Origin of the sequence: Enterobacter sp. RHBSTW-01064, from assembly GCF_014103035.1 — a bacterium.
GTDB classification, from domain to species: Bacteria; Pseudomonadota; Gammaproteobacteria; order Enterobacterales; family Enterobacteriaceae; genus Enterobacter; species Enterobacter mori.
On record NZ_JABXOU010000004.1, the window covers coordinates 412,932 to 432,117 of the forward strand.

General features: G+C 53.5%; 20 protein-coding genes and 1 pseudogene. 9 read left to right on the forward strand and 12 right to left on the reverse strand.

The annotated features are described in order from the left end of the window. The first annotated feature begins 54 nt into the window (after positions 1 to 54). On the forward strand, positions 55 to 345 hold the full coding sequence (gene ghoS / locus HV355_RS15020; protein WP_182402480.1) for a type V toxin-antitoxin system endoribonuclease antitoxin GhoS: 291 nt from the start codon (positions 55 to 57) through the stop codon (positions 343 to 345). A gap of 105 nt (positions 346 to 450) precedes the next feature. Continuing rightward, the gene (locus HV355_RS15025; RefSeq protein WP_182402482.1) at positions 451 to 1,311 is read left to right on the forward strand and encodes a fructosamine kinase family protein; all 861 of its coding nucleotides are present in this window, start codon (positions 451 to 453) and stop codon (positions 1,309 to 1,311) included. A gap of 29 nt (positions 1,312 to 1,340) precedes the next feature. Here the strand turns inward: HV355_RS15025 and HV355_RS15030 are convergent, their stop codons facing one another. Further along, complete coding sequence (locus tag HV355_RS15030) at positions 1,341 to 1,877, reverse strand: YniB family protein (protein WP_010426111.1); 537 nt, start codon at positions 1,875 to 1,877, stop codon at positions 1,341 to 1,343. Positions 1,878 to 2,025: 148 nt separating this feature from the next. Between HV355_RS15030 and hxpB the strand changes: the two genes are divergently transcribed. From hxpB to HV355_RS15050, 4 genes are all read left to right on the forward strand, one after another. Next, positions 2,026 to 2,697: a hexitol phosphatase HxpB gene (hxpB, locus tag HV355_RS15035; RefSeq protein WP_108416806.1), complete on the forward strand. Its 672-nt coding sequence runs from the start codon at positions 2,026 to 2,028 to the stop codon at positions 2,695 to 2,697. Between the two features lie 128 nt (positions 2,698 to 2,825). Next, positions 2,826 to 3,587, forward strand: coding sequence for a 2-dehydro-3-deoxy-D-gluconate 5-dehydrogenase KduD (kduD, locus tag HV355_RS15040; RefSeq protein ID WP_182402483.1), 762 nt, complete (start codon positions 2,826 to 2,828; stop codon positions 3,585 to 3,587). 94 nt (positions 3,588 to 3,681) lie between these two features. Next, positions 3,682 to 4,272 (forward strand): metal-dependent hydrolase, encoded by a 591-nt coding sequence (locus tag HV355_RS15045; protein ID WP_010426116.1) that lies wholly within the window; start codon positions 3,682 to 3,684, stop codon positions 4,270 to 4,272. A 127-nt stretch (positions 4,273 to 4,399) separates the two neighbouring features. Continuing rightward, the gene (locus tag HV355_RS15050) at positions 4,400 to 5,791 is read left to right on the forward strand and encodes an L-cystine transporter (protein WP_089599103.1); all 1,392 of its coding nucleotides are present in this window, start codon (positions 4,400 to 4,402) and stop codon (positions 5,789 to 5,791) included. Positions 5,792 to 5,839: 48 nt separating this feature from the next. On the opposite strand, the gene cedA is transcribed toward HV355_RS15050, so the two are convergent. Beyond that, complete coding sequence (gene cedA / locus HV355_RS15055; RefSeq protein ID WP_256350567.1) at positions 5,840 to 6,115, reverse strand: cell division activator CedA; 276 nt, start codon at positions 6,113 to 6,115, stop codon at positions 5,840 to 5,842. 167 nt (positions 6,116 to 6,282) lie between these two features. On the opposite strand from cedA, the gene katE reads away from it, so the two are divergent. Further along, entirely contained in the window at positions 6,283 to 8,532 is a 2,250-nt protein-coding gene (katE, locus tag HV355_RS15060) for a catalase HPII (RefSeq protein ID WP_182402485.1), read from the forward strand. A 128-nt stretch (positions 8,533 to 8,660) separates the two neighbouring features. Here katE and chbG read toward each other — a convergent pair whose 3' ends face one another. The 7 genes and pseudogenes from chbG to osmE form a co-directional block, all read right to left on the reverse strand. Continuing rightward, positions 8,661 to 9,410 carry a chitin disaccharide deacetylase gene (gene chbG, locus HV355_RS15065; protein ID WP_126815363.1) on the reverse strand — a complete coding sequence of 250 codons (750 nt, stop codon included), beginning with the start codon at positions 9,408 to 9,410 and terminating at the stop codon, positions 8,661 to 8,663. 11 nt (positions 9,411 to 9,421) lie between these two features. After that, positions 9,422 to 10,777: a 6-phospho-beta-glucosidase gene (locus HV355_RS15070; protein WP_089599100.1), complete on the reverse strand. Its 1,356-nt coding sequence runs from the start codon at positions 10,775 to 10,777 to the stop codon at positions 9,422 to 9,424. Positions 10,778 to 10,887: 110 nt separating this feature from the next. Further along, positions 10,888 to 11,724 (reverse strand): annotated as a pseudogene (gene chbR / locus HV355_RS15075) (transcriptional regulator ChbR); the annotation flags it as partial. An 11-nt stretch (positions 11,725 to 11,735) separates the two neighbouring features. Next, entirely contained in the window at positions 11,736 to 12,083 is a 348-nt protein-coding gene (gene chbA / locus HV355_RS15080; RefSeq protein WP_182402487.1) for a PTS N,N'-diacetylchitobiose transporter subunit IIA, read from the reverse strand. 47 nt (positions 12,084 to 12,130) lie between these two features. Further along, complete coding sequence (gene chbC, locus HV355_RS15085) at positions 12,131 to 13,489, reverse strand: PTS N,N'-diacetylchitobiose transporter subunit IIC (RefSeq protein ID WP_010430146.1); 1,359 nt, start codon at positions 13,487 to 13,489, stop codon at positions 12,131 to 12,133. A gap of 80 nt (positions 13,490 to 13,569) precedes the next feature. Beyond that, complete coding sequence (locus HV355_RS15090; protein ID WP_260591518.1) at positions 13,570 to 13,926, reverse strand: PTS sugar transporter subunit IIB; 357 nt, start codon at positions 13,924 to 13,926, stop codon at positions 13,570 to 13,572. A 241-nt stretch (positions 13,927 to 14,167) separates the two neighbouring features. Further along, entirely contained in the window at positions 14,168 to 14,512 is a 345-nt protein-coding gene (gene osmE / locus HV355_RS15095) for an osmotically-inducible lipoprotein OsmE (RefSeq protein ID WP_010430142.1), read from the reverse strand. 232 nt (positions 14,513 to 14,744) lie between these two features. Here osmE and nadE point away from each other — a divergent pair, with 232 nt between their 5' ends. Together nadE and cho are read left to right on the forward strand one after the other, a co-directional pair. Then, positions 14,745 to 15,572, forward strand: a complete 828-nt coding sequence (gene nadE, locus HV355_RS15100) for an ammonia-dependent NAD(+) synthetase (RefSeq protein WP_108416802.1) — start codon at positions 14,745 to 14,747, stop codon at positions 15,570 to 15,572. 147 nt (positions 15,573 to 15,719) lie between these two features. After that, complete coding sequence (cho, locus tag HV355_RS15105) at positions 15,720 to 16,598, forward strand: excinuclease Cho (RefSeq protein WP_120158903.1); 879 nt, start codon at positions 15,720 to 15,722, stop codon at positions 16,596 to 16,598. On the opposite strand, the gene ves is transcribed toward cho, so the two are convergent. The 3 genes from ves to astE form a co-directional block, all read right to left on the reverse strand. Then, positions 16,576 to 17,133: an environmental stress-induced protein Ves gene (ves, locus tag HV355_RS15110; protein WP_182402491.1), complete on the reverse strand. Its 558-nt coding sequence runs from the start codon at positions 17,131 to 17,133 to the stop codon at positions 16,576 to 16,578. The genes cho and ves overlap by 23 nt on opposite strands. A 261-nt stretch (positions 17,134 to 17,394) precedes the next feature. Beyond that, positions 17,395 to 17,889 (reverse strand): ATP-independent periplasmic protein-refolding chaperone Spy, encoded by a 495-nt coding sequence (spy, locus tag HV355_RS15115; RefSeq protein ID WP_042718470.1) that lies wholly within the window; start codon positions 17,887 to 17,889, stop codon positions 17,395 to 17,397. Between the two features lie 329 nt (positions 17,890 to 18,218). Further along, positions 18,219 to 19,184, reverse strand: a complete 966-nt coding sequence (astE, locus tag HV355_RS15120) for a succinylglutamate desuccinylase (RefSeq protein WP_108416799.1) — start codon at positions 19,182 to 19,184, stop codon at positions 18,219 to 18,221. Positions 19,185 to 19,186 lie beyond the last annotated feature (2 nt).

A 19,186-nucleotide genomic window follows, 5' to 3' on the forward strand; every position in this document is an offset into this window, starting at 1 on the left:
AAACGTACTATCGACTATGCTAAGAAAACTTTCATGATAACAATGAGGTGAACTATGAGCAGTGGTGACATCACCCGCTACGTCATTACCGTCAACATTCATGAAGCGTCACTGACCGAGCTCAATGAACTCAACAACGCTTTTACACGGGCAAATTTTCTGCTCACCCTCACGGACGACGAGGGCAATATTCATGATTTAGGCACGCTGACATTTGGCCTGATAAGCGCCCTCAGCGACGAGGAGGTTCACGCCCTGGCAAGCAGTCTGGCTGAGAGTGTGACCGATAAGGACGCGGATATTGAGGTAGAGACCTGGGAAAGCTGGCGAAAAAAAGAACAATAAGTGCGTTGTATGAATTTAAACCGCTCAGGTGTGCGTTAGTTCGTATTTTTTAACAGCCGTTTTGCGCTAACTTTATGATCTGGCAGACAACATGGGAGAGATATCATGTGGCAGGCTATCAGTCATCTTTTAAGCGAGCAATTAGGTGAAGGTGAAATTGAACTGCGTAATGAACTGCCTGGCGGTGAGATCCACGCCGCGTGGCATTTACGCTACGCGGGGCGCGACCTTTTCGTTAAATGCGATGAACGTGAACTTCTCCCCATCTTCACTGCCGAAGCCGATCAGTTGGATCTGCTGTCGCGCAGCAAAACGGTCACCGTCCCGCACGTCTGGGCCGTGGGCAGTGACCGCGACTACAGTTTTCTGGTCATGGAATATCTCCCCGCTCGCCCTCTGGATGCCCATAACGCGTTTATTCTTGGACAGCAGCTAGCACGATTGCACCAGTGGAGCGATCAACCGCAGTTTGGACTCGATTTCGACAACGATCTCTCCACCACACCGCAGCCGAACGCCTGGCAACGCCGCTGGTCGATCTTCTTTGCAGAGCAACGTATTGGCTGGCAACTGGAACTGGCGGCAGAGAAAGGGCTGGAATTTGGCAACATTGATGCCATTGTCGAACACGTGCAGCAGCGTCTTGCCGCGCACCAGCCTCAGGCTTCACTGTTGCACGGGGATTTGTGGTCAGATAACTGTGCGCTGGGTCCGGACGGCCCTTATATCTTCGACCCTGCCTGTTACTGGGGTGACAGAGAGTGCGACCTCGCTATGCTGCCACTGCATCCTGAACAGCTGCCGCAGATTTATGACGGATACCAGTCGGTCTCGCCGTTGCCGCCTGACTTCCTCGACCGCCAGCCGGTGTATCAACTTTATACCCTGTTGAATCGGGCAATTCTGTTCGGCGGTCAACATCTGGTGAATGCGCAGCGCGCACTGGAGCGGGTACTGGCGGCGTAGCGGGCGGTCATGCACCACCCGCTGTGGCTCTAGATAAAACCGAGCAGTGAGAAAAAGAAATAACCGGCCACGATGATGACTACCGGTAATACATAGAGCGGGAAAATCTGCAGGAAAATCGTGTGCCGCGGAACAACGATGCGGGATTCGATTTGCTCGCGGCTCATTCCGTCCGGCCCTTTCGCCTGCTCAAGAATGAGCTGGTCTTCCACACCTTCTCGTAAAAAACGCGTCTGGCGACTCATGCGCGCGCCTGATGCCTGCAATGCCATCGCGATAAAAATCAGCGCGTAAATCACCCAAAAGCCAACGTTCGCCTGTTGATGAAAATTCGGTGTCGGTGAGTTAAACCAGAAAAAGTTTAAGAACGGGGTGTTAAAACGCATCATTTCAATCATCACATGCGCGAAATCCAGCATTACCGCATTGATACCCGGCTGCTTTTCGCTGTGATCGTACATAAATTTGAGTACGGAAATCAGTGTGGAAATCACAGCCGGAATAAAAATGGCCCAACCGGCAATACGTTTTAAGACAGCGATGCGTCCAGCTTGTTGATACGTCATTCGTTCCCCTTCAAAAAGACGCGTTATTTTTGCCTAAGTCTACCTGCTGCCCATCATTTTCGCCCGTTCTTTAAAAGCATTATGCTAAATTGCAGATTGTGCTTAGCACGTATCGTCTGTCGAACACCTGAGATAAGGAGACGTTGTGATGTCGACACCGCGCCAAATACTTGCCGCCATTTTTGACATGGACGGATTGCTGATTGACTCCGAACCGCTGTGGGATCGGGCTGAACTGGATGTGATGGCGAGCCTCGGCGTTGATATCAGCCGCCGGAACGAACTTCCCGATACGCTGGGACTTCGCATTGATATGGTTGTAGACCTCTGGTATGCCCACCAGCCATGGGTTGGCCCCGGTCGTGACGAAGTCACCGCGCGTATTATTAACCGCGCCATTACGCTGGTTGAAGAGCAGAAGCCCCTGCTTCCGGGCGTGCGTGATGCGATCGCCCTGTGCAAGGCGCAAGGATTGAAGGTCGGGCTGGCCTCTGCCTCGCCGCTGCATATGCTGGAAAAAGTACTGTCCCTGTTCGAACTGCGCGACAGCTTCGACGCGCTGGCCTCAGCCGAGAAACTGCCCTACAGCAAGCCGCACCCTCAGGTCTATATGGACTGCGCCGCAAAACTGGGTCTGGATCCGCTCACCTGCGTGGCGCTGGAAGATTCCGTTAACGGCATGGTGGCCTCCAAAGCCGCACGCATGCGCTCTATCGTTGTGCCTGCCGAAGAAGGCCGCCACGATCCCCGCTTTGCCCTGGCGGATGTGAAACTGGCCTCTCTGGAAGACCTTACGGTTGCCCATCTGCGCGGCGAGTGACCTTCTCTTTCAGGCAGCCCTTCGCTGCCTGAAATAAAAATAAAACATCGTTTCATTTAATTGCATTTCCCGCTTTCACCTCCTATTCTTACCTTCAGAATGACAATAACCTTACTTCTGAGGCACGTATGATACTGGAGTCCTTCACTCTTGCAGGAAAAGTGGCCATCGTGACGGGATGCGATACCGGGCTGGGACAGGGCATGGCCGTGGCGCTCGCACAAGCCGGATGCGATATTGTTGGCGTGAACCGTAAAGTTCCCGACGAAACGGCCGCGCGCATCACCGCTCTCGGGCGTCGATTTATGGCGATTCGGGCCGATCTCGGTCAACAAGAGAGCATTCAGCGCGTAGTGGATAGCGCTGTCGCCGAGATGGGACGCGTCGATATTCTGGTGAATAACGCCGGGACCATACGTCGGGAGGATGCCCTGGCATTCAGTGAAAAAGACTGGGACGACGTTGTTAACCTGAATCTCAAATCGGTTTTTTTCCTCTCTCAGGCGGTGGCCAAACAGTTTATCCAGAAGGGTCAGGGTGGGAAAATCATCAATATTGCCTCGATGCTTTCTTTCCAGGGCGGGATCCGCGTGCCTTCTTACACCGCGTCTAAAAGCGGTGTTCTGGGTATCACGCGCCTGCTCGCCAACGAATGGGCTACGCATGGCATCAACGTGAACGCCATTGCGCCGGGTTATATGGCGACCAATAACACGCAGCAGTTGCGCGATGATGAACAGCGTAGCCAGGCGATCCTGGAGCGTATCCCGGCCGGGCGCTGGGGATTGCCGGAGGATTTGCAAGGTCCGGTTGTTTTCCTTGCCTCTGCTGCATCGGATTATGTCAACGGTCACACCCTGGCCGTAGACGGTGGCTGGCTGGCGCGCTGACGCCGCTTTGTGACAAAGAGTTACACCGTCACCTCTTCCGCACACTGTATAAAAACCCTATACTGTATGAATTGACAGTTTGTTGGGTTTTATCATGACGGCGGAAGGCCACCTGCTTTTTTCAATTGCATGCGCAGTGTTTGCCAAAAACGCTGAACTGACCCCTGTGCTGGCACAGGGTGACTGGTGGCATATCGTCCCTTCCGCCGTATTAACCTGTCTCCTGCCGGACATCGATCACCCCAAGTCGTTTCTTGGACAACGGTTGAAGTGGATCGCCAAACCCATTGCCAGAGCGTTTGGCCATCGTGGGTTTACCCACAGCCTGCTGGCCGTATTTGCCCTGCTTACCCTGTTCTATTTAAAAGTGCCTGAAAGCTGGATAGTGCCGGCAGATGCCATACAGGGGATGGTGCTGGGTTATTTAAGTCATATTCTTGCCGATATGCTGACGCCTGCCGGTGTCCCCCTCCTGTGGCCCTGCCGGTGGCGTTTCCGTTTTCCCATTCTCGCCCCGCAAAAAGGCAATCAGCTGGAGCGCGTTTTGTGCATGGCACTCTTCGCGTACGCCGTCTGGATGCCGCAGACGTTGCCCGAAAATGGTGCAGTTCGTTGGTCATCGCAGATGATCAATTCGCTGCAATTTCAGTTCAATCGTTTCATTCATCACCAGATTGAACAGTAAACAAACAAAATAATCCCGTTTGTCATAAACCATTCCATTTGGATATAAGCGCTGCATCACACTTCTGCTAACCTTGCGCCATCAGGATCGGTAAAAACCGACCGTATAATAAATCAGGAGAACGGGGATGAATTTTCCACTCATCGCGAACATTATTGTGTTCGTTGTATTGCTATTGCTTCTCGCGCAGGCGCGCCACAAACAGTGGAGCCTGGCGAAAAAAGTGCTGGTCGGTCTGGTCATGGGTGTGGCCTTTGGTCTGGCATTACACGCTGTTTACGGCTCCGATAACCCGGTACTGAAAGACTCCATTCAATGGTTCAACATTGTCGGTAACGGCTACGTGCAGCTGCTGCAGATGATTGTGATGCCGCTGGTGTTCGCGTCTATTCTGAGCGCAGTTGCTCGTCTGCATAATGCGACTCAGCTGGGGAAAATCAGCTTCCTGACTATCGGTACGCTGCTGTTCACCACGCTGATTGCCGCGCTGGTGGGCGTGCTGGTGACCAACCTGTTTGGCCTGACCGCTGAAGGTCTGGTCCAGGGTACGGCTGAAACCGCGCGTCTGACGGCGATTCAAACCAACTATGTTGGCAAAGTGGCCGACCTGACGGTTCCGCAGATGGTGCTCTCCTTTATTCCTAAAAACCCGTTTGCTGACCTGACCGGCGCAAGCCCAACCTCCATCATCAGCGTGGTGATCTTCGCCGCGTTCCTGGGTGTGGCTGCGTTGAAGCTGCTGAAAGACGATGCGCCAAAAGGTGAACGCGTGCTGACCGCTATCGATACCCTGCAGAGCTGGGTAATGAAGCTGGTCCGTCTGGTCATGCAGCTGACGCCTTACGGTGTGCTGGCACTGATGACCAAAGTGGTTGCGGGATCAAACCTGCAGGACATCATCAAGCTGGGCAGCTTTGTCGTCGCCTCTTACCTGGGTCTGGGCATCATGTTTGTGGTGCACGGCATCCTGCTGGGCGTGAACGGCGTCAGCCCGCTGAAATACTTCCGTAAAGTGTGGCCAGTGCTGACCTTCGCGTTTACCAGCCGTTCCAGTGCAGCGTCTATACCGCTGAACGTGGAAGCGCAAACGCGTCGCCTGGGCGTTCCTGAGTCCATCGCCAGCTTCTCTGCTTCCTTTGGTGCCACCATTGGACAGAACGGCTGTGCAGGTCTGTACCCGGCAATGCTGGCCGTAATGGTCGCGCCGACTGTGGGTATCAACCCGCTGGATCCAGTGTGGATTGCCACCCTGGTGGGCATTGTGACCATCAGCTCAGCAGGCGTTGCGGGTGTCGGTGGTGGTGCAACCTTCGCCGCGCTGATTGTGCTGCCTGCGCTGGGTCTGCCTGTGACGCTGGTTGCGCTGCTGATCTCCGTTGAGCCGCTGATCGACATGGGACGTACCGCGCTGAACGTGAGTGGCTCCATGACCGCCGGTACGCTAACCAGCCAGTGGCTGAAGCAGACCGACAAAGCGATTCTGGAAAGTGAAGACGACGCCGAACTGGCGCACCGTTAATCACTGTTGAAATAAAAAAACCGCCTGATGGCGGTTTTTTTATGGCTGTTATTCTTCAACCTCTTCATCCTGGCGGATCTGCATCGCCCACCGTTGCGCTGACTCCGGCACCGTAAACGTGGGAGAGCGGCGGAAATGTTCGCCGATCAGCACAAAGGCCACGTATTTACCCCGTAACTGCCAGACGTCGCGAAAACCATCCACTTTCAGGGCATGGTCAGGCGGCGCGGGCTCAACGCGGGGCACATAGCTAATAACCTGGCGGTTTTGTTGACGAAGAGGTTTCATAAGCGACGGGTTCACTAAAGCAAATTCTTGAAGCAGGAAAATTCTATGATAGCCGATCCGACTACCTTCCGTCGCGCTCAGAGTGGGTGAGATGGCTCCTTTCGTTAATGACGGCATGTGAAAACTCTTAGTTGGCGAGCCATCTCACGACATTGTTCTATCCTTAATAGGGTTTTTAGCAATGGATAAAGGAGAAACGTGCAATGTCGAACAAAGATAAAACACATCAATCACCGATTCATGGCACTGAAGAATCGCAACCGGGTATGGACTCTCTCGCTCCAGCTGACGGCTCTCACCGCCCCTCACCGGGCCCTTCCGCGCCTGGCGAGCAGCCTACTGCACCGGGAAGCATGAAATCGCCGGATACGGGGAACGAGAAGCTGGAATCGCTTGAGCCACACCGTAAAGGTAGCGAAGGTTTTGCGCTCACGACCAATCAGGGCGTGCGTATTGCTGACGATCAGAACTCCCTTCGCGCAGGCACGCGTGGGCCGACCCTGCTGGAAGATTTCATCCTGCGGGAAAAGATTACCCATTTTGACCACGAACGCATACCGGAACGCATCGTTCACGCGCGCGGCTCGGCTGCGCACGGATACTTCCAGCCCTATAAAAGCCTGAAAGACATTACCAAAGCGGATTTCCTCTCCGACCCGGATAAAATCACCCCGGTATTTGTGCGCTTTTCTACCGTGCAGGGTGGCGCAGGCTCGGCCGACACGGTGCGCGATATCCGCGGCTTTGCCACCAAATTTTATACCGAAGAGGGTATTTTCGATCTGGTCGGCAACAATACCCCGGTGTTTTTCATTCAGGATGCGCATAAATTTCCTGACTTTGTCCATGCGGTAAAACCGGAGCCCCACTGGGCCATACCGCAGGGACAAAGTGCGCACGACACCTTCTGGGACTACGTCTCGCTACAGCCAGAAACATTGCACAACGTGATGTGGGCAATGTCAGACCGCGGCATTCCGCGCAGCTATCGCACCATGGAAGGGTTTGGCATTCACACCTTCCGCCTGATTAACGCGGAAGGCAAAGCCACTTTCGTGCGCTTCCACTGGAAACCTGTGGCGGGTAAAGCGTCGCTGGTGTGGGATGAAGCGCAGAAGCTGACTGGCCGCGATCCCGATTTCCACCGCCGCGAGCTGTGGGAATCCATTGAAGCCGGAGACTTCCCGGAATACGAACTGGGGTTGCAGTTGATTCCGGAGGAGGACGAGTTCAAATTTGATTTCGACCTGCTTGATCCGACTAAACTCATTCCTGAGGAACTGGTGCCGGTTCAGCTGGTAGGGAAAATGGTGCTCAACCGTAATCCGGATAATTTCTTTGCCGAGAATGAACAGGCCGCCTTCCACCCGGGCCATATTGTCCCCGGTCTGGATTTCACCAACGACCCGCTGTTACAGGGTCGTCTGTTCTCCTACACCGACACGCAAATTAGCCGTCTCGGCGGACCGAACTTCCACGAAATCCCCATTAACCGCCCTACCTGCCCGTATCACAATTTCCAGCGCGACGGGATGCATCGCCAGGATATCGACACCAACCCGGCGAACTACGAACCGAACTCGATCAACGATAACTGGCCGCGTGAAACACCACCGGGCCCGAAACGTGGCGGGTTTGAGTCGTATCAGGAACGCGTCGAGGGGACCAAAATTCGCGAACGCAGCCTATCCTTCGGTGAGTATTACGCCCATCCTCGCCTCTTCTGGAACAGCCAGACCCCGATTGAGCAGCAGCATATCATCGGCGGCTTCAGCTTTGAGCTGAGCAAGGTGGTGCGCACCTACATCCGCGAGCGCGTGGTTGATCAGCTGGCGCGAATCGATATCCAGCTTGCGCAGAGCGTCGCCGATAACCTTGGTATTACCCTGACCGATGAGCAACGTAACGCAGCTCCACCGAAAGACGTTAACGGGCTGAAAAAGGATCCGTCTCTGAGCCTGTATGCCGTACCGGGCGGATCGATTAAGGGCCGCGTAGTCGCCATCCTGTTGAACGATAAAACCCGCGCCAGCGACGTGCTGGGGATTATGCAGGCGCTGAAAACCCAGGGCGTGCATGCGAAACTGCTTTATTCCCGTATGGGCGAAGTGACCGCCGATGATGGCTCCGTGCTGCCGGTGGCGGCGACCTTTGCCGGGGCGCCTTCGCTGACCGTTGATGCGGTGATTGTGCCGTGTGGAGATATTGACAGCCTGCTGACCAACGGTGACGCCGTCTATTATCTGCTGGAAGCCTATAAGCACCTGAAACCGATCGCCCTGGCAGGCGATGCGCGACAGTTTAAGGCGCAGCTGAAGGTGGCCGATCAGGGTGAGGACGGCATTGTCGAGGGCGATAACGTTGACGATGCCTTTATGACGAAGCTGTTTGATTTACTCGCCGCGCACCGCGTCTGGTCGCGCAGCAGTAAGATTGACCAGATACCGGCGTAAACAATACCCTCACCCCGGCCCTCTCCCTGAAAGGGAGAGGGAGAAATGCAGACCTGTGCTGGCATTACAGGCCGCACCGCCCAGTCCCCTCGCCCCTTTGGGGAGAGGGTTAGGGTGAGGGGGATTTCTCACAAATCTCTGAACGTCCCCAGACGATACCCGCGCTCGGCAATCGCATACTTCAGCGACGCCGACGTCAGCACATCCAGTTCCACCAGACGCGGCCAGCAGTAGGCACTTTTCCGCACGGTATTATCGACAAATGCCGGGTGCGCCATCACCTCTACGGACTTTTCACCGCGAGCGGCGGACTCATCCAGCACCTTCAGGAACAGCGCTTCGTCAATCTCGTCGCCGTAAAATGCACTGCTGAATCCATCTGTTGATTTCACAGCGCAGTCCGGCACGCCGGGCACCTCACGATCCACGCGGAGCGCGACGCCTTTACGCTGTGCAAACTCCGCGACAATCGGGAAAATCGCCGGGATCATGTGCACGTGGTGATGGCTATCGATGTGCGTCGGCTCCCTGCCAAACACATCAACAAAGCGGTTAAACTGGCAATCCAGTTCACGGGTAATCTCTTCGAGCGGCAGAGCGTTCTGCTCTGCCATTTCCCAAATCCATTTCCCTAACTGTCCGTCACGCGTCAGGCCCGGCATCGGTGAAAGCGGCATACCCAGCGTCAGAACAAAATGCATGCCCACACCCAGCTCGGGAACGTCCCGACTTAGCTGAGCCGCATGTTCAACCGCCTCGCCGTTAATCAACGCCGTGGTTGAACTCACCACACCCCGACGACATGCTTCAATGATGCCGTAGTTCTGCCCTTTCGACAGGCCAAAATCATCGGCGTTTACGATCAGCAGGTTTTCCATCGTACATCCTCTTAACGGTGGGTGAACTTCAGTTTCTCAACCGTTGCAGCAAAGTTTGGCAGCCATTTTTCATGCGCCAGGATCATCTCACTCGCCAGCTGCTCCGCATCACGGTCGGAGTGCACCAGCGGACTGAGGTTCAGGGCCAGAAGCACATCATTCAGTTCACCGCTCAACGCCGCATTGCTTGCTGCCACCTCAAAGCCTTTAATGGTGTGGATCAGGCCCATCACTTTGTCGTCAAAGTGGGTAATGCGCGGGTGCGGTTTCGCGCCATCGCGACCCAGAATGCAGGTCATCTCAACGGCCCAGTCAGCCGGGATATTATCAATGTGGCCATGATGCGGCACGTTGACGTAGTGCTCAGCCTGCTTGTCGTTGTAAATGGCGTTAATCACTTCGCAGGCCGCATCGGAATAGTATGCCCCGCCACGCTGCTCCAGCTCTTTCGGTTTAACATTAAGATTTGGATCTTTATACAAATCAAACAGCTGCTTCTCAACTTTTTGTACCACCTGGGCACGCGCGCCGCCTTTATAGTACTCGCCCATTTCGATAGCCAGCATCTCTTTCTGCTTGAAATAGTAGAGCAGGTACGAGCACGGCAGCAGGTTCAGGGAGCGGATCAGCCCTTCACTGAATGGCAGATCGAAAATGTTCTTCACGGATGCGGCGGTCAGTCGACCCGAAGCAACACCGTCGAGCAGTTCGGCAAAGCGCGACGTGCCGTTAACGATCACGTCTTTGATAAACACCATGTGGTTCAGGCCGAACAGATCGATGGAGAGCTCGTCGTTGTCGGTCAGCGCCAGCACGTCGCGGATAAACATCTTCATGCCAATCGGGATATTACAGACGCCGATAAAGCGTTTGAAACCGGTGTGGCGATAGACTGCCTCCGTCACCATTCCCGCCGGGTTGGTGAAGTTAATCACCCACGCATTCGGGCAAATCTCTTCCACGTCTTTGATGATGTCGAAAATCACCGGAATGGTACGCAGACCTTTAAACAGACCGCCCGCACCGTTGGTTTCCTGTCCCAGATAGCCGTGGCTCAGCGGAATACGCTCATCCAGCTCGCGTGCTTTCAGCTGGCCGACGCGCAGCTGGGTGGTGACGAAATCAGCATCTTTCAGCGCCAGACGGCGATCCAGCGTTTTATGTACGGTCAATGGCACACCGGCTTTCTCAACCATACGTTTACACAGGTCGAAAATAATATTCAGCTTTTCCTGACCTTCTTCTACATCCACCAGCCATAATTCGCTGACCGGTAATTCATGATAACGTTTCAGGAAACCTTCCAGTAATTCCGGGGTATAGCTGCTGCCGCCACCAATGGTTACGACTTTTAATTTCTGTTGCATAATATCTCCCTTAGCGTATCAGGTTAACCGCCTGCAAGGTATAGCGTTCTCTTCCCGCTATTTGGGCAAGCAATTACGTCAATATTCGTGGCGAATAAAATCGCCGGATATTAATTAATTACCGTCAGATTTTTGCGGTAACTGTTTGGTGTGAACGAAGTAAACTTCTTAAACGTTTTAATAAACAGGCTGGGGCTACTGTAACCTGACTCATAAGCAATATCGGTGACAGAATAATTGGTAATTTCCAGCTGTTTCTTGGCAAAGTTAATGCGGATTTCATTAATGATTTGCACAGGCGTTTTACGATAATAACGCTGCGTCGCGCGGGTTAAATACTCCTGCGACTTGCCCGACAACGAAACCATATTTTCCAGCGCGTTGTCGCTGAATTGCCCTTTGTCGTGCATGAGCTCAACGGTGCTGCGAAGCCACTGTGGGATATCATCAATGACCTGCTGTTCTTCGCGATGATGGCGAAGGCGGTTCATCACATAAAACGTCACGGTTTCAATAAACTCGTCGAACTCATTGTCGCGGAAGTTGAGTGAGGCAATAACCGTTTCGATCCAGGTCATGAACTCGTTTTTGACGCGATAGACCTGTGACGCCACGAAGCAGAACGGTACCAGCGGCAGATAATGTTTCTCAAAGAAGCGTCGGCTGACGCCCACATTCAGAATGCGTGTGGCACCAAACTCGTAAAAGCTCTGATGATAGGACCCCATCGGCAGGAAGACAAAATCTCCGCGCTCCAGTAACACGCGCTTACCGTTGATCTCCTGGTAGTAGCGGCCGGTCAGAACAATCGTGAACTCGTAGTAGTCATGCTGGTGCAGACCACTGGCGCTCTCCGTCTTGTTGTAAATAACCACGTGAAAATTCTTGCCATTAAACAGCTGCTGCTCAAGTGCGGTTTTAATTTCCATCGTGCTGACCTCCTGCTGCCTGACCTGACTTACTGCATCTTCTCGTGAAGCTCGATTAACTCTGCCACCAGCTCGCGCGCCAGCATGGAGGTCATCAGATGATCCTGGGCATGTACCAGCACCAGGCTCACCTTCATTTTCCCTTCGCCCTGGTCGCCTTCGATGAGCTTCGTCTGCACCAGATGCGCTTCATTCAGTGCAAGACGGGACTGGTCCATCATGGTTTTTGCTGCGACGAAATCACCCTGCTTGGCCTGCTTCAGCGCGGCATACGCCAGGCTGCGTGCCTGTCCAGAGTTGATGATAAGCCCCATCACCACTTCTTCCAGATCGTTCTCTGCGGTTTCGTCTGCGACAATACTATCCAAATCTAACATCGTTAAGCTCCTTTTAGCTGGCGCGGGTTGCCCCGCGCCGTGCAATTTTAGAATTTCAGTGCGAGGGCGATATCCTCTTCGCTCTCTTCTTCATCGATAACGGTCGCCGCTTTGTTCGCTATTGCCACGAATGGCATGTAAAGCAGGGTTGCAATCCCGAGGTTGAATATCGCCAGCAGGAAGGCCGCGACGCTACCGTTGGTGTTAAAGAACGCGCCCAGACCGGCTGGCATGGTCCACGGTGCAATGTTGGTCACCGGCGGGATAATGCCCAGGTAGTACGCGGTCAGGGTGATTGCCGCCAGCAGCGGTTGCACCAGGATGAATGGAATGAACATCACCGGGTTCATGATGATTGGCAGACCAAACAGAATCGGTTCGTTAATCTGGAAGATGCCTGACGGCAGCGCCAGCTTCGCAACCTGACGATGATCGGCACGACGAGAGACAATAAAGACCGCGATGATCAGACCCAATGTCGCCCCGGTACCGCCCAGGAAGATATAGGAGTCAAGCATAGGTTTCGCCCACACATGGAAGGTTTTACCGGCTGCCAGCGCCGCATCAACGGAGCCGTACTGCTGATAAAGCGCAACGTTTTCCAGTGCCCAAGGGGTCATGATACCGCTGTCTAGCGCCGCCAGTGCCAGTGAACCATGCACGCCGAAGAACCACAGCAGGGAGGTAAAGATGACATACGCCCAACCCACCACTCCACCCATTGACGCCAGCGGCGTAGAGATAGAGTCCATAATGATCTGGTGGAAGTTTGTGCCCCAGTGAGAGAGCGCCCAGGCGATAATCCCCATAATGGAGAGAATAATGAAGCCTGGAATCAACGCGGAAAATGAACGAGATACCGATGCCGGTACGCTATCCGGCAGACGGATAACCCAGTTGCGGCGAATAATGAACGTGAACATTTCCGCAACGACCAGACCGATAACAATACCCGAAATAATATTTGCGCCACCCAGCCAATTAGCACCGACAGCATAAGCCTCGCCGACGCTGTATGGGGTAACCGTCATGAATGCTGCGACAGAGAGTAAACCTGCGGCCAGAGGATCCACTTTACGCTCTTCCGCCAGCGCCATCCCGATAAAGAAAGGCGCCATCAGCGACATAATACCCAACGTACCGTTGTATACGTTGCCGCCGATGGCTTTAAGACCATTAAGGGTTTCAATAGTGGAAGCGTCTAACCGAATTCCTAATGAATAAAAGAAGGAACCTTCACCAAAGCTCAGAAAAACGTTGTTAATTAAAACGAACATTGCCCCGGCCAGCGTCAACGGCATTAATTTAATAAAGCCGTTTTTGATGGCATTAACGTGAGGCTGCTTTCCTATTTTAACAGCAAAAGGAAGGAGTACCTTTTCAAGTGAAGCGATGACTTTACTCATAGGAAAATACCCTTAAATGCCGTAACGCATGTTACGGCGTATTGTGTGTGAAATAACTCTTTGACGGGAAAAATAAATAATTAATTAGCAGCTTTTTTAATGGCTGCAACAGCAGCTTTTAATACACCTAAACCATCAATCTTACCGTACAGCCCCGAGTCGATGACTTCGACCGGTTTATGAGGCAGCAAACGCTGAATTTCTGGCAACATATAAGCGATTTGCGGCCCCAGTAAAATAACATCTGCTGTCTGGCCCTTTTCGCCCGCCAGCGTCTCTGGAAACGCCTCGATCACCACAGGAACTTCATACTTTTCGGCCTGCGCACGCATCTTGGAAACCAGAAGTGAGGTTGACATGCCCGCAGAGCAGAACAGATAGATATGTTTCTTTTCCATAATAACTTCCCTCTTGTGTGCCCCCCGCCGTCGCGCTATCACTCGACTTGCTATCCCGGCTGACGGGTAGGTTACTTACTGTTGTTTGTCGTTGAAACGAGTATACGCAATGGTACAAGGAGGGGATAATTCTGGATAGGGTCAAATTGTCTCTCATTGACCTGGCTTGTTGACTCCCTTCACATTTCGGGCAAATAATTCGCGCAAAGAAATAAGATTTACGTATGCATAAAAAAACCGGCCACCAGGCCGGTTAGTTAACATCCTCAGGCAAGCGCGGTTACTGCGCCTTAGGGGCCTGTGGATCGGTGTCGTATTCTGCACAGGTCTGATAGCCGGAGTTAATCACATGACCGGTATCATCCAGCGCGACAAAGTAGGTCTCTGCCTTACCATCACGTTGACCCAGTATGTAGGTCTGACAGGTTCCCTTAGCATGAATCATGGTGACTTCAGAAGAAGGTTTACCTGCAATTGCAGCAACCTGTGAACGCGTCATCCCTTTTTTGACGTCTTTTACAACTGGCTGGGTAAACTGATCCTTGGTGCGATCGTAAGCCGTACACCCTGCCAGCATAGTCAGTACCGCCGCTGCGCTTAAAATTCCTGCTACGTTCTTGTTCATATTCCGTCCTCTTGTTTATCAGCGTGTTAACTAAGCATGGGATAAAAAATACTATTGTTCAACTTTGCGAGTTACGCCACACGAATTTCGGAAAATTCTAATAAAACAACGATAAGCTGCTAAAGCGCCGCAATTTAGCGCACTCGAAACTGTGATCCTTGTCGTTTTACGCCCAAAGGGTTAGTTTTACCAGATAACATTTTTCTGTCTCGTTCTGCATAGGGAGGGCGTAATGGCTCTGCAACAAGAGATTATCCAGGCGCTGGGCGCGAAACCTGCAGTAGATGCAAATGAAGAGATCCGCCGAAGCGTTGATTTTTTGAAGTCCTACTTAAAAACAAACGCTTTCCTGAAGTCTCTGGTGCTGGGCATCAGCGGCGGCCAGGACTCTACGCTGACCGGCAAACTGTGCCAGATGGCCATTTCAGAGCTGCGTGAAGAAACGGGTGATAATGCGCTGCAGTTTATCGCCGTGCGCCTTCCTTATGGTGTGCAGGCCGACGAACAAGATTGCCAGGACGCGATTACCTTCATTCAGCCCGACCGTGTTCTGACCGTGAACATTAAAGGTTCCGTGCTGGCGAGCGAACAGGCGCTGCGCGAAGCGGGTATCGAGCTGAGCGATTTTGTCCGCGGCAACGAAAAAGCGCGTGAGCGTATGAAAGCGCAGTACAGCATTGCGGGCATGACCAAAGGTGTTGTTGTCGGCACCGATCACGCAGCGGAAGCGGTCACCGGTTTCTTTACCAAATACGGCGACGGCGGCACCGACATTAATCCGATCTTCCGCCTGAACAAGCGTCAGGGTAAACAGCTTCTCGCCGCACTTGGCTGCCCGGAGCATTTATACAAGAAGGCGCCAACCGCCGATCTGGAAGACGATCGCCCTTCCTTGCCTGATGAGGCCGCCCTGGGCGTGACCTATGACAATATTGACGATTATCTGGAAGGCAAACAGCTGGATGAAGGTACCGCGAAGATTATCGAGGGCTGGTATCTGAAAACCGAGCACAAGCGTCACACGCCGATTACGGTGTTCGACGACTTCTGGAAAAAATAAAGCAAAACGGTAACCTGGTTACCGTTTTTAGTGTTTGCGCCCTCTCCCGAGGGAGAGGGTTGGGGTGAGGGCATCAGGCCACCCGGCTCTTTTTTAACCACCACACACCTGCTACACTGTATACCTGAACAGTATATGGAGCAGTATGTGAGCAGGCGTCAATCTGCCCCGCGTCTTGAGTTTGAAGCGGCGGCTATTTATGAATATCCCGAACATCTTCGCCCCTGGCTTGAAGCGTTGCCTAAACAGCCGGGTGTGTACATCTTTCACGGCGAAAGCGACACCCTACCGCTCTATATCGGTAAAAGTGTGAATATTCGCAGCCGGGTATTATCCCATCTGCGCACGCCGGACGAAGCCGCGATGCTCCGCCAGTCGAGACGCATCACCTGGTTTCCGACTGCGGGTGAAATGGGCGCGCTGCTGCTGGAAGCCCGATTGATAAAAGAGCAGCAGCCGCTGTTCAATAAGCGGCTTCGGCGCAATCGCCAGCTCTGTTCCCTGCAGATCAGCAACGGCAAACCACAGGTTGTGTACGCCCGTGACGTTGATTTTTCCCATGAGCCGAACCTCTATGGCCTGTTCGCCAATAAACGCGCGGCACTGCAGGCTTTGCAGGCGCTCGCCGACGATTTACAGCTTTGCTACAGCCTTTTAGGGTTAGAGGGCACCACGCGCGGTCGCGCCTGTTTCCGCTCGGCGCTGAAACGCTGCGCGGGTGCCTGTTGTGGGAAAGAGAGCGTCGAGGAACATAATGCCCGACTGCTTGCCGGGCTGGGGGCCATCAGCGTTAAATGCTGGCCATGGGAAGGTGCCGTTGCCCTGAAGGAAGTGGGGGAATTGATGACGCAGTATCACATCGTCCACAACTGGCTTTGGCTGGGCGCCGTTGATACGCTGCAAGACGCCGCAACCCTGCTGCGTACCCCCGCCGGATTCGACCACGACGGCTACAAAATACTCTGTAAACCCGTGTTAACCGGCAAGTACGAGATCATTTCGCTTAATGACCTGGCAGCCACGTAATTTCACTGAACAACAGCGTTCCTGTAGATTCCAGCAGCCGGAGGGTATGCGTGCCCTCCTCCCAGCTGGCTCCCTGATCCGCCGTCAGCAATTTTTCGCCAAGCTGCCACGCCCCGCTTAACACAAATATCACGCCACCGCGGGAGCCATAGGTGGTGAAGGTCCGATCCGCGACGCGAACCATCGCCTGGCAGCAATCCCGCCGGGTCATAATATTAAAATCCATCGACATCTGCCCATCCGTCAGCAGCGCCTTCACCGGCAGATCGCCGGCAAAACTGTAGGGCTGGTGATGTTTCAGCGTATGGAAAAATGCCTGACCGGCATCCAGCGTGACCTCTCCCCCTTCCAGCAGGGTGATCACCCGATCGACGCCGGGAAACGACGAGAACTCGCCATTGCTGGCAATAGAGGCAATGCTGGCGCGCCAGTAAAAATCACGCGTCGCGGGAGGAAAACAGCATATTTCGCGTGTTTCGCCAGCGCCATTACGCCAGAGACTGACCGGCATCTTACGGATATCAAAGAACTCCATCACCACTCCTGAGGGGCGCAACCTGCGCCAGGGCAACGACATTGCTGTCATTGCTGTCTTGTTTATTATCGTTGGAAATCTACAGACGTATTATCGGCAGCAGAGTGGGCAAACCTTAGTAAATCTCTGACGCGACTACAGGAGAATACCGCGCTGGCGGCGGCAGGCAAGAGGTGGGCAGAAAGAAAAAACCGCCGGTCCTGTCCACAGCGTTTTTGCTTATGTGAACAGGATCCCGGCGGTCTTAAGAGGGTAAACCGATTATTCGGCTGGTGCTGGCATTTTACCTTCCGGCGCCGGACGTTCTGTCAGACGCTTCTCAAAATTGGCATTAAACTGTTTTTTCTGTTCCGGGGTCAGAATGTTGTAGATCTTATTCTGGGTTTCCATGTGGGCAAGCATGCGGGCTTTATGCTGCTCGGCCATTTTGTCGATCTGCGCTTCCGCTTTCGCTTTATCGAAGCTGTCGCTGGCAATGATGTCATGCATCGCGCGGCGCTCTTCCAGCGGAGGACGTTTCATCTGGTCACGCTGGCCTTTCATGATGTCGCGAACCTGCTGTTTCTGCGCGTCGGTCAGATTCAGGTCTTTAAACATCATCATCTCATGGTGCATACCCGGCTTGCCTTTATGATGCATCATCATTTTGCCTTCAGTTGGCGCGGCGGTCGTAGTGGCGGTATCTGCGGCGAACGCCATGCTGGTGGCGCCCAGAGCCAGGGTAGAGGCAACAAACAGTGCAGTTAACTTACGCATAATGTATTTCCTTACTTTCAGTTATTCTTCGGCGCTATGCCGTGTTGACGATATTCACTTTACGGGGTTTATCGTCAATTAATCAGAGCAACGGTAAAACAATGAAAGTGTAAAAAACAATTTTTCGCCAAATGTGGAGGAATTAAGGATAAAACATGGAGAGGTGAAACATAAATATTCAATATTCTGATTTTAAAGAGATTATGCAGAAGTATAACGAAGTGGCGTTTATTAATAAAGCAATTATCCAGGAATATTCTGCAAAAGAGATATAACCGCCTTCATTGCTAAGAAAATAATTTCCCCTCTTACTTCAAGAGGGGAAATTATCAGGCTAATTTTTCCAGCATCAGTCCGGCTCGCAGACCAAACGCCACCGACGGATTGGGGAATAAAACATACTCTGTGGCTTTCTGCACCTCGTATCGCTCGTCACCGTCTTCTGCCAGGAGTGCCCCTTGACGGAACGGCGTGAAGTTCAGCGTGTGGGCCGCCATATGGAGGAGGAAAGCATCGCTGCGACGGGTGATCTGCTGCACGACCCGATAACGCACGACGGGCTCCTGCGCATGTTCCGGGGCGGTGCCGCCGAGCAGCGCCCGGAGCGCAGAGTGCGTCGGAGCAAAGCGCGTCAGATCATTTTCCCCGAAAGGCAGCGCTTTTCCCAACTCCAGCGTGCAGGCCAGCGCGCCGAAGTTTTCACACGTAAAATGGGTAAACGTACCGCCCGGCGACTGATGGAAGACCAGGGCTTCCAGCCCCGCATCCCCCAGCCAGCTCAGAAAGGTTTCATCCCAAGGCTGACTGCGCTGCGGCAGGACGCCAAAACGCACATGATAAGAGGCACGGATAGCCGTATGCAGGTCGAGGTGCCAGCGCGTCCCCCCCGCGGTGACAAAAAACGTCGTCACTACGCTCTCCAGCCACTGCGCGCGCGCCGTTTCATCGCTTTGGGGGAACTGCGACCAGCGGCCCCCAAACATCCGGTTGATATCACTCACCAGGTAACGTTTGTTTTGCGCCAGCGCTGGCGGATTGCCAAACACCACCAGCACGCGACACGCGAGCGTAATCTCTCCACGGTACAACGCGCGCAGCAGCAGGTCGACAATCTCAACGGGTGCGGTTTCGTTGCCGTGAATACCGCTCGACAGCAGAAGCGATACGTCGCTCTGCGCAAACGGCGTCAGTTCAAGTACGCCCCGTCCCAGCCAGCGCCAGTGGAATGAGGGGCCATCGCCCTCAGTCTGTTCGGGCGTTTCGTCTGCCAGCGTCAGCGCCAGTAAATTTTCCATAT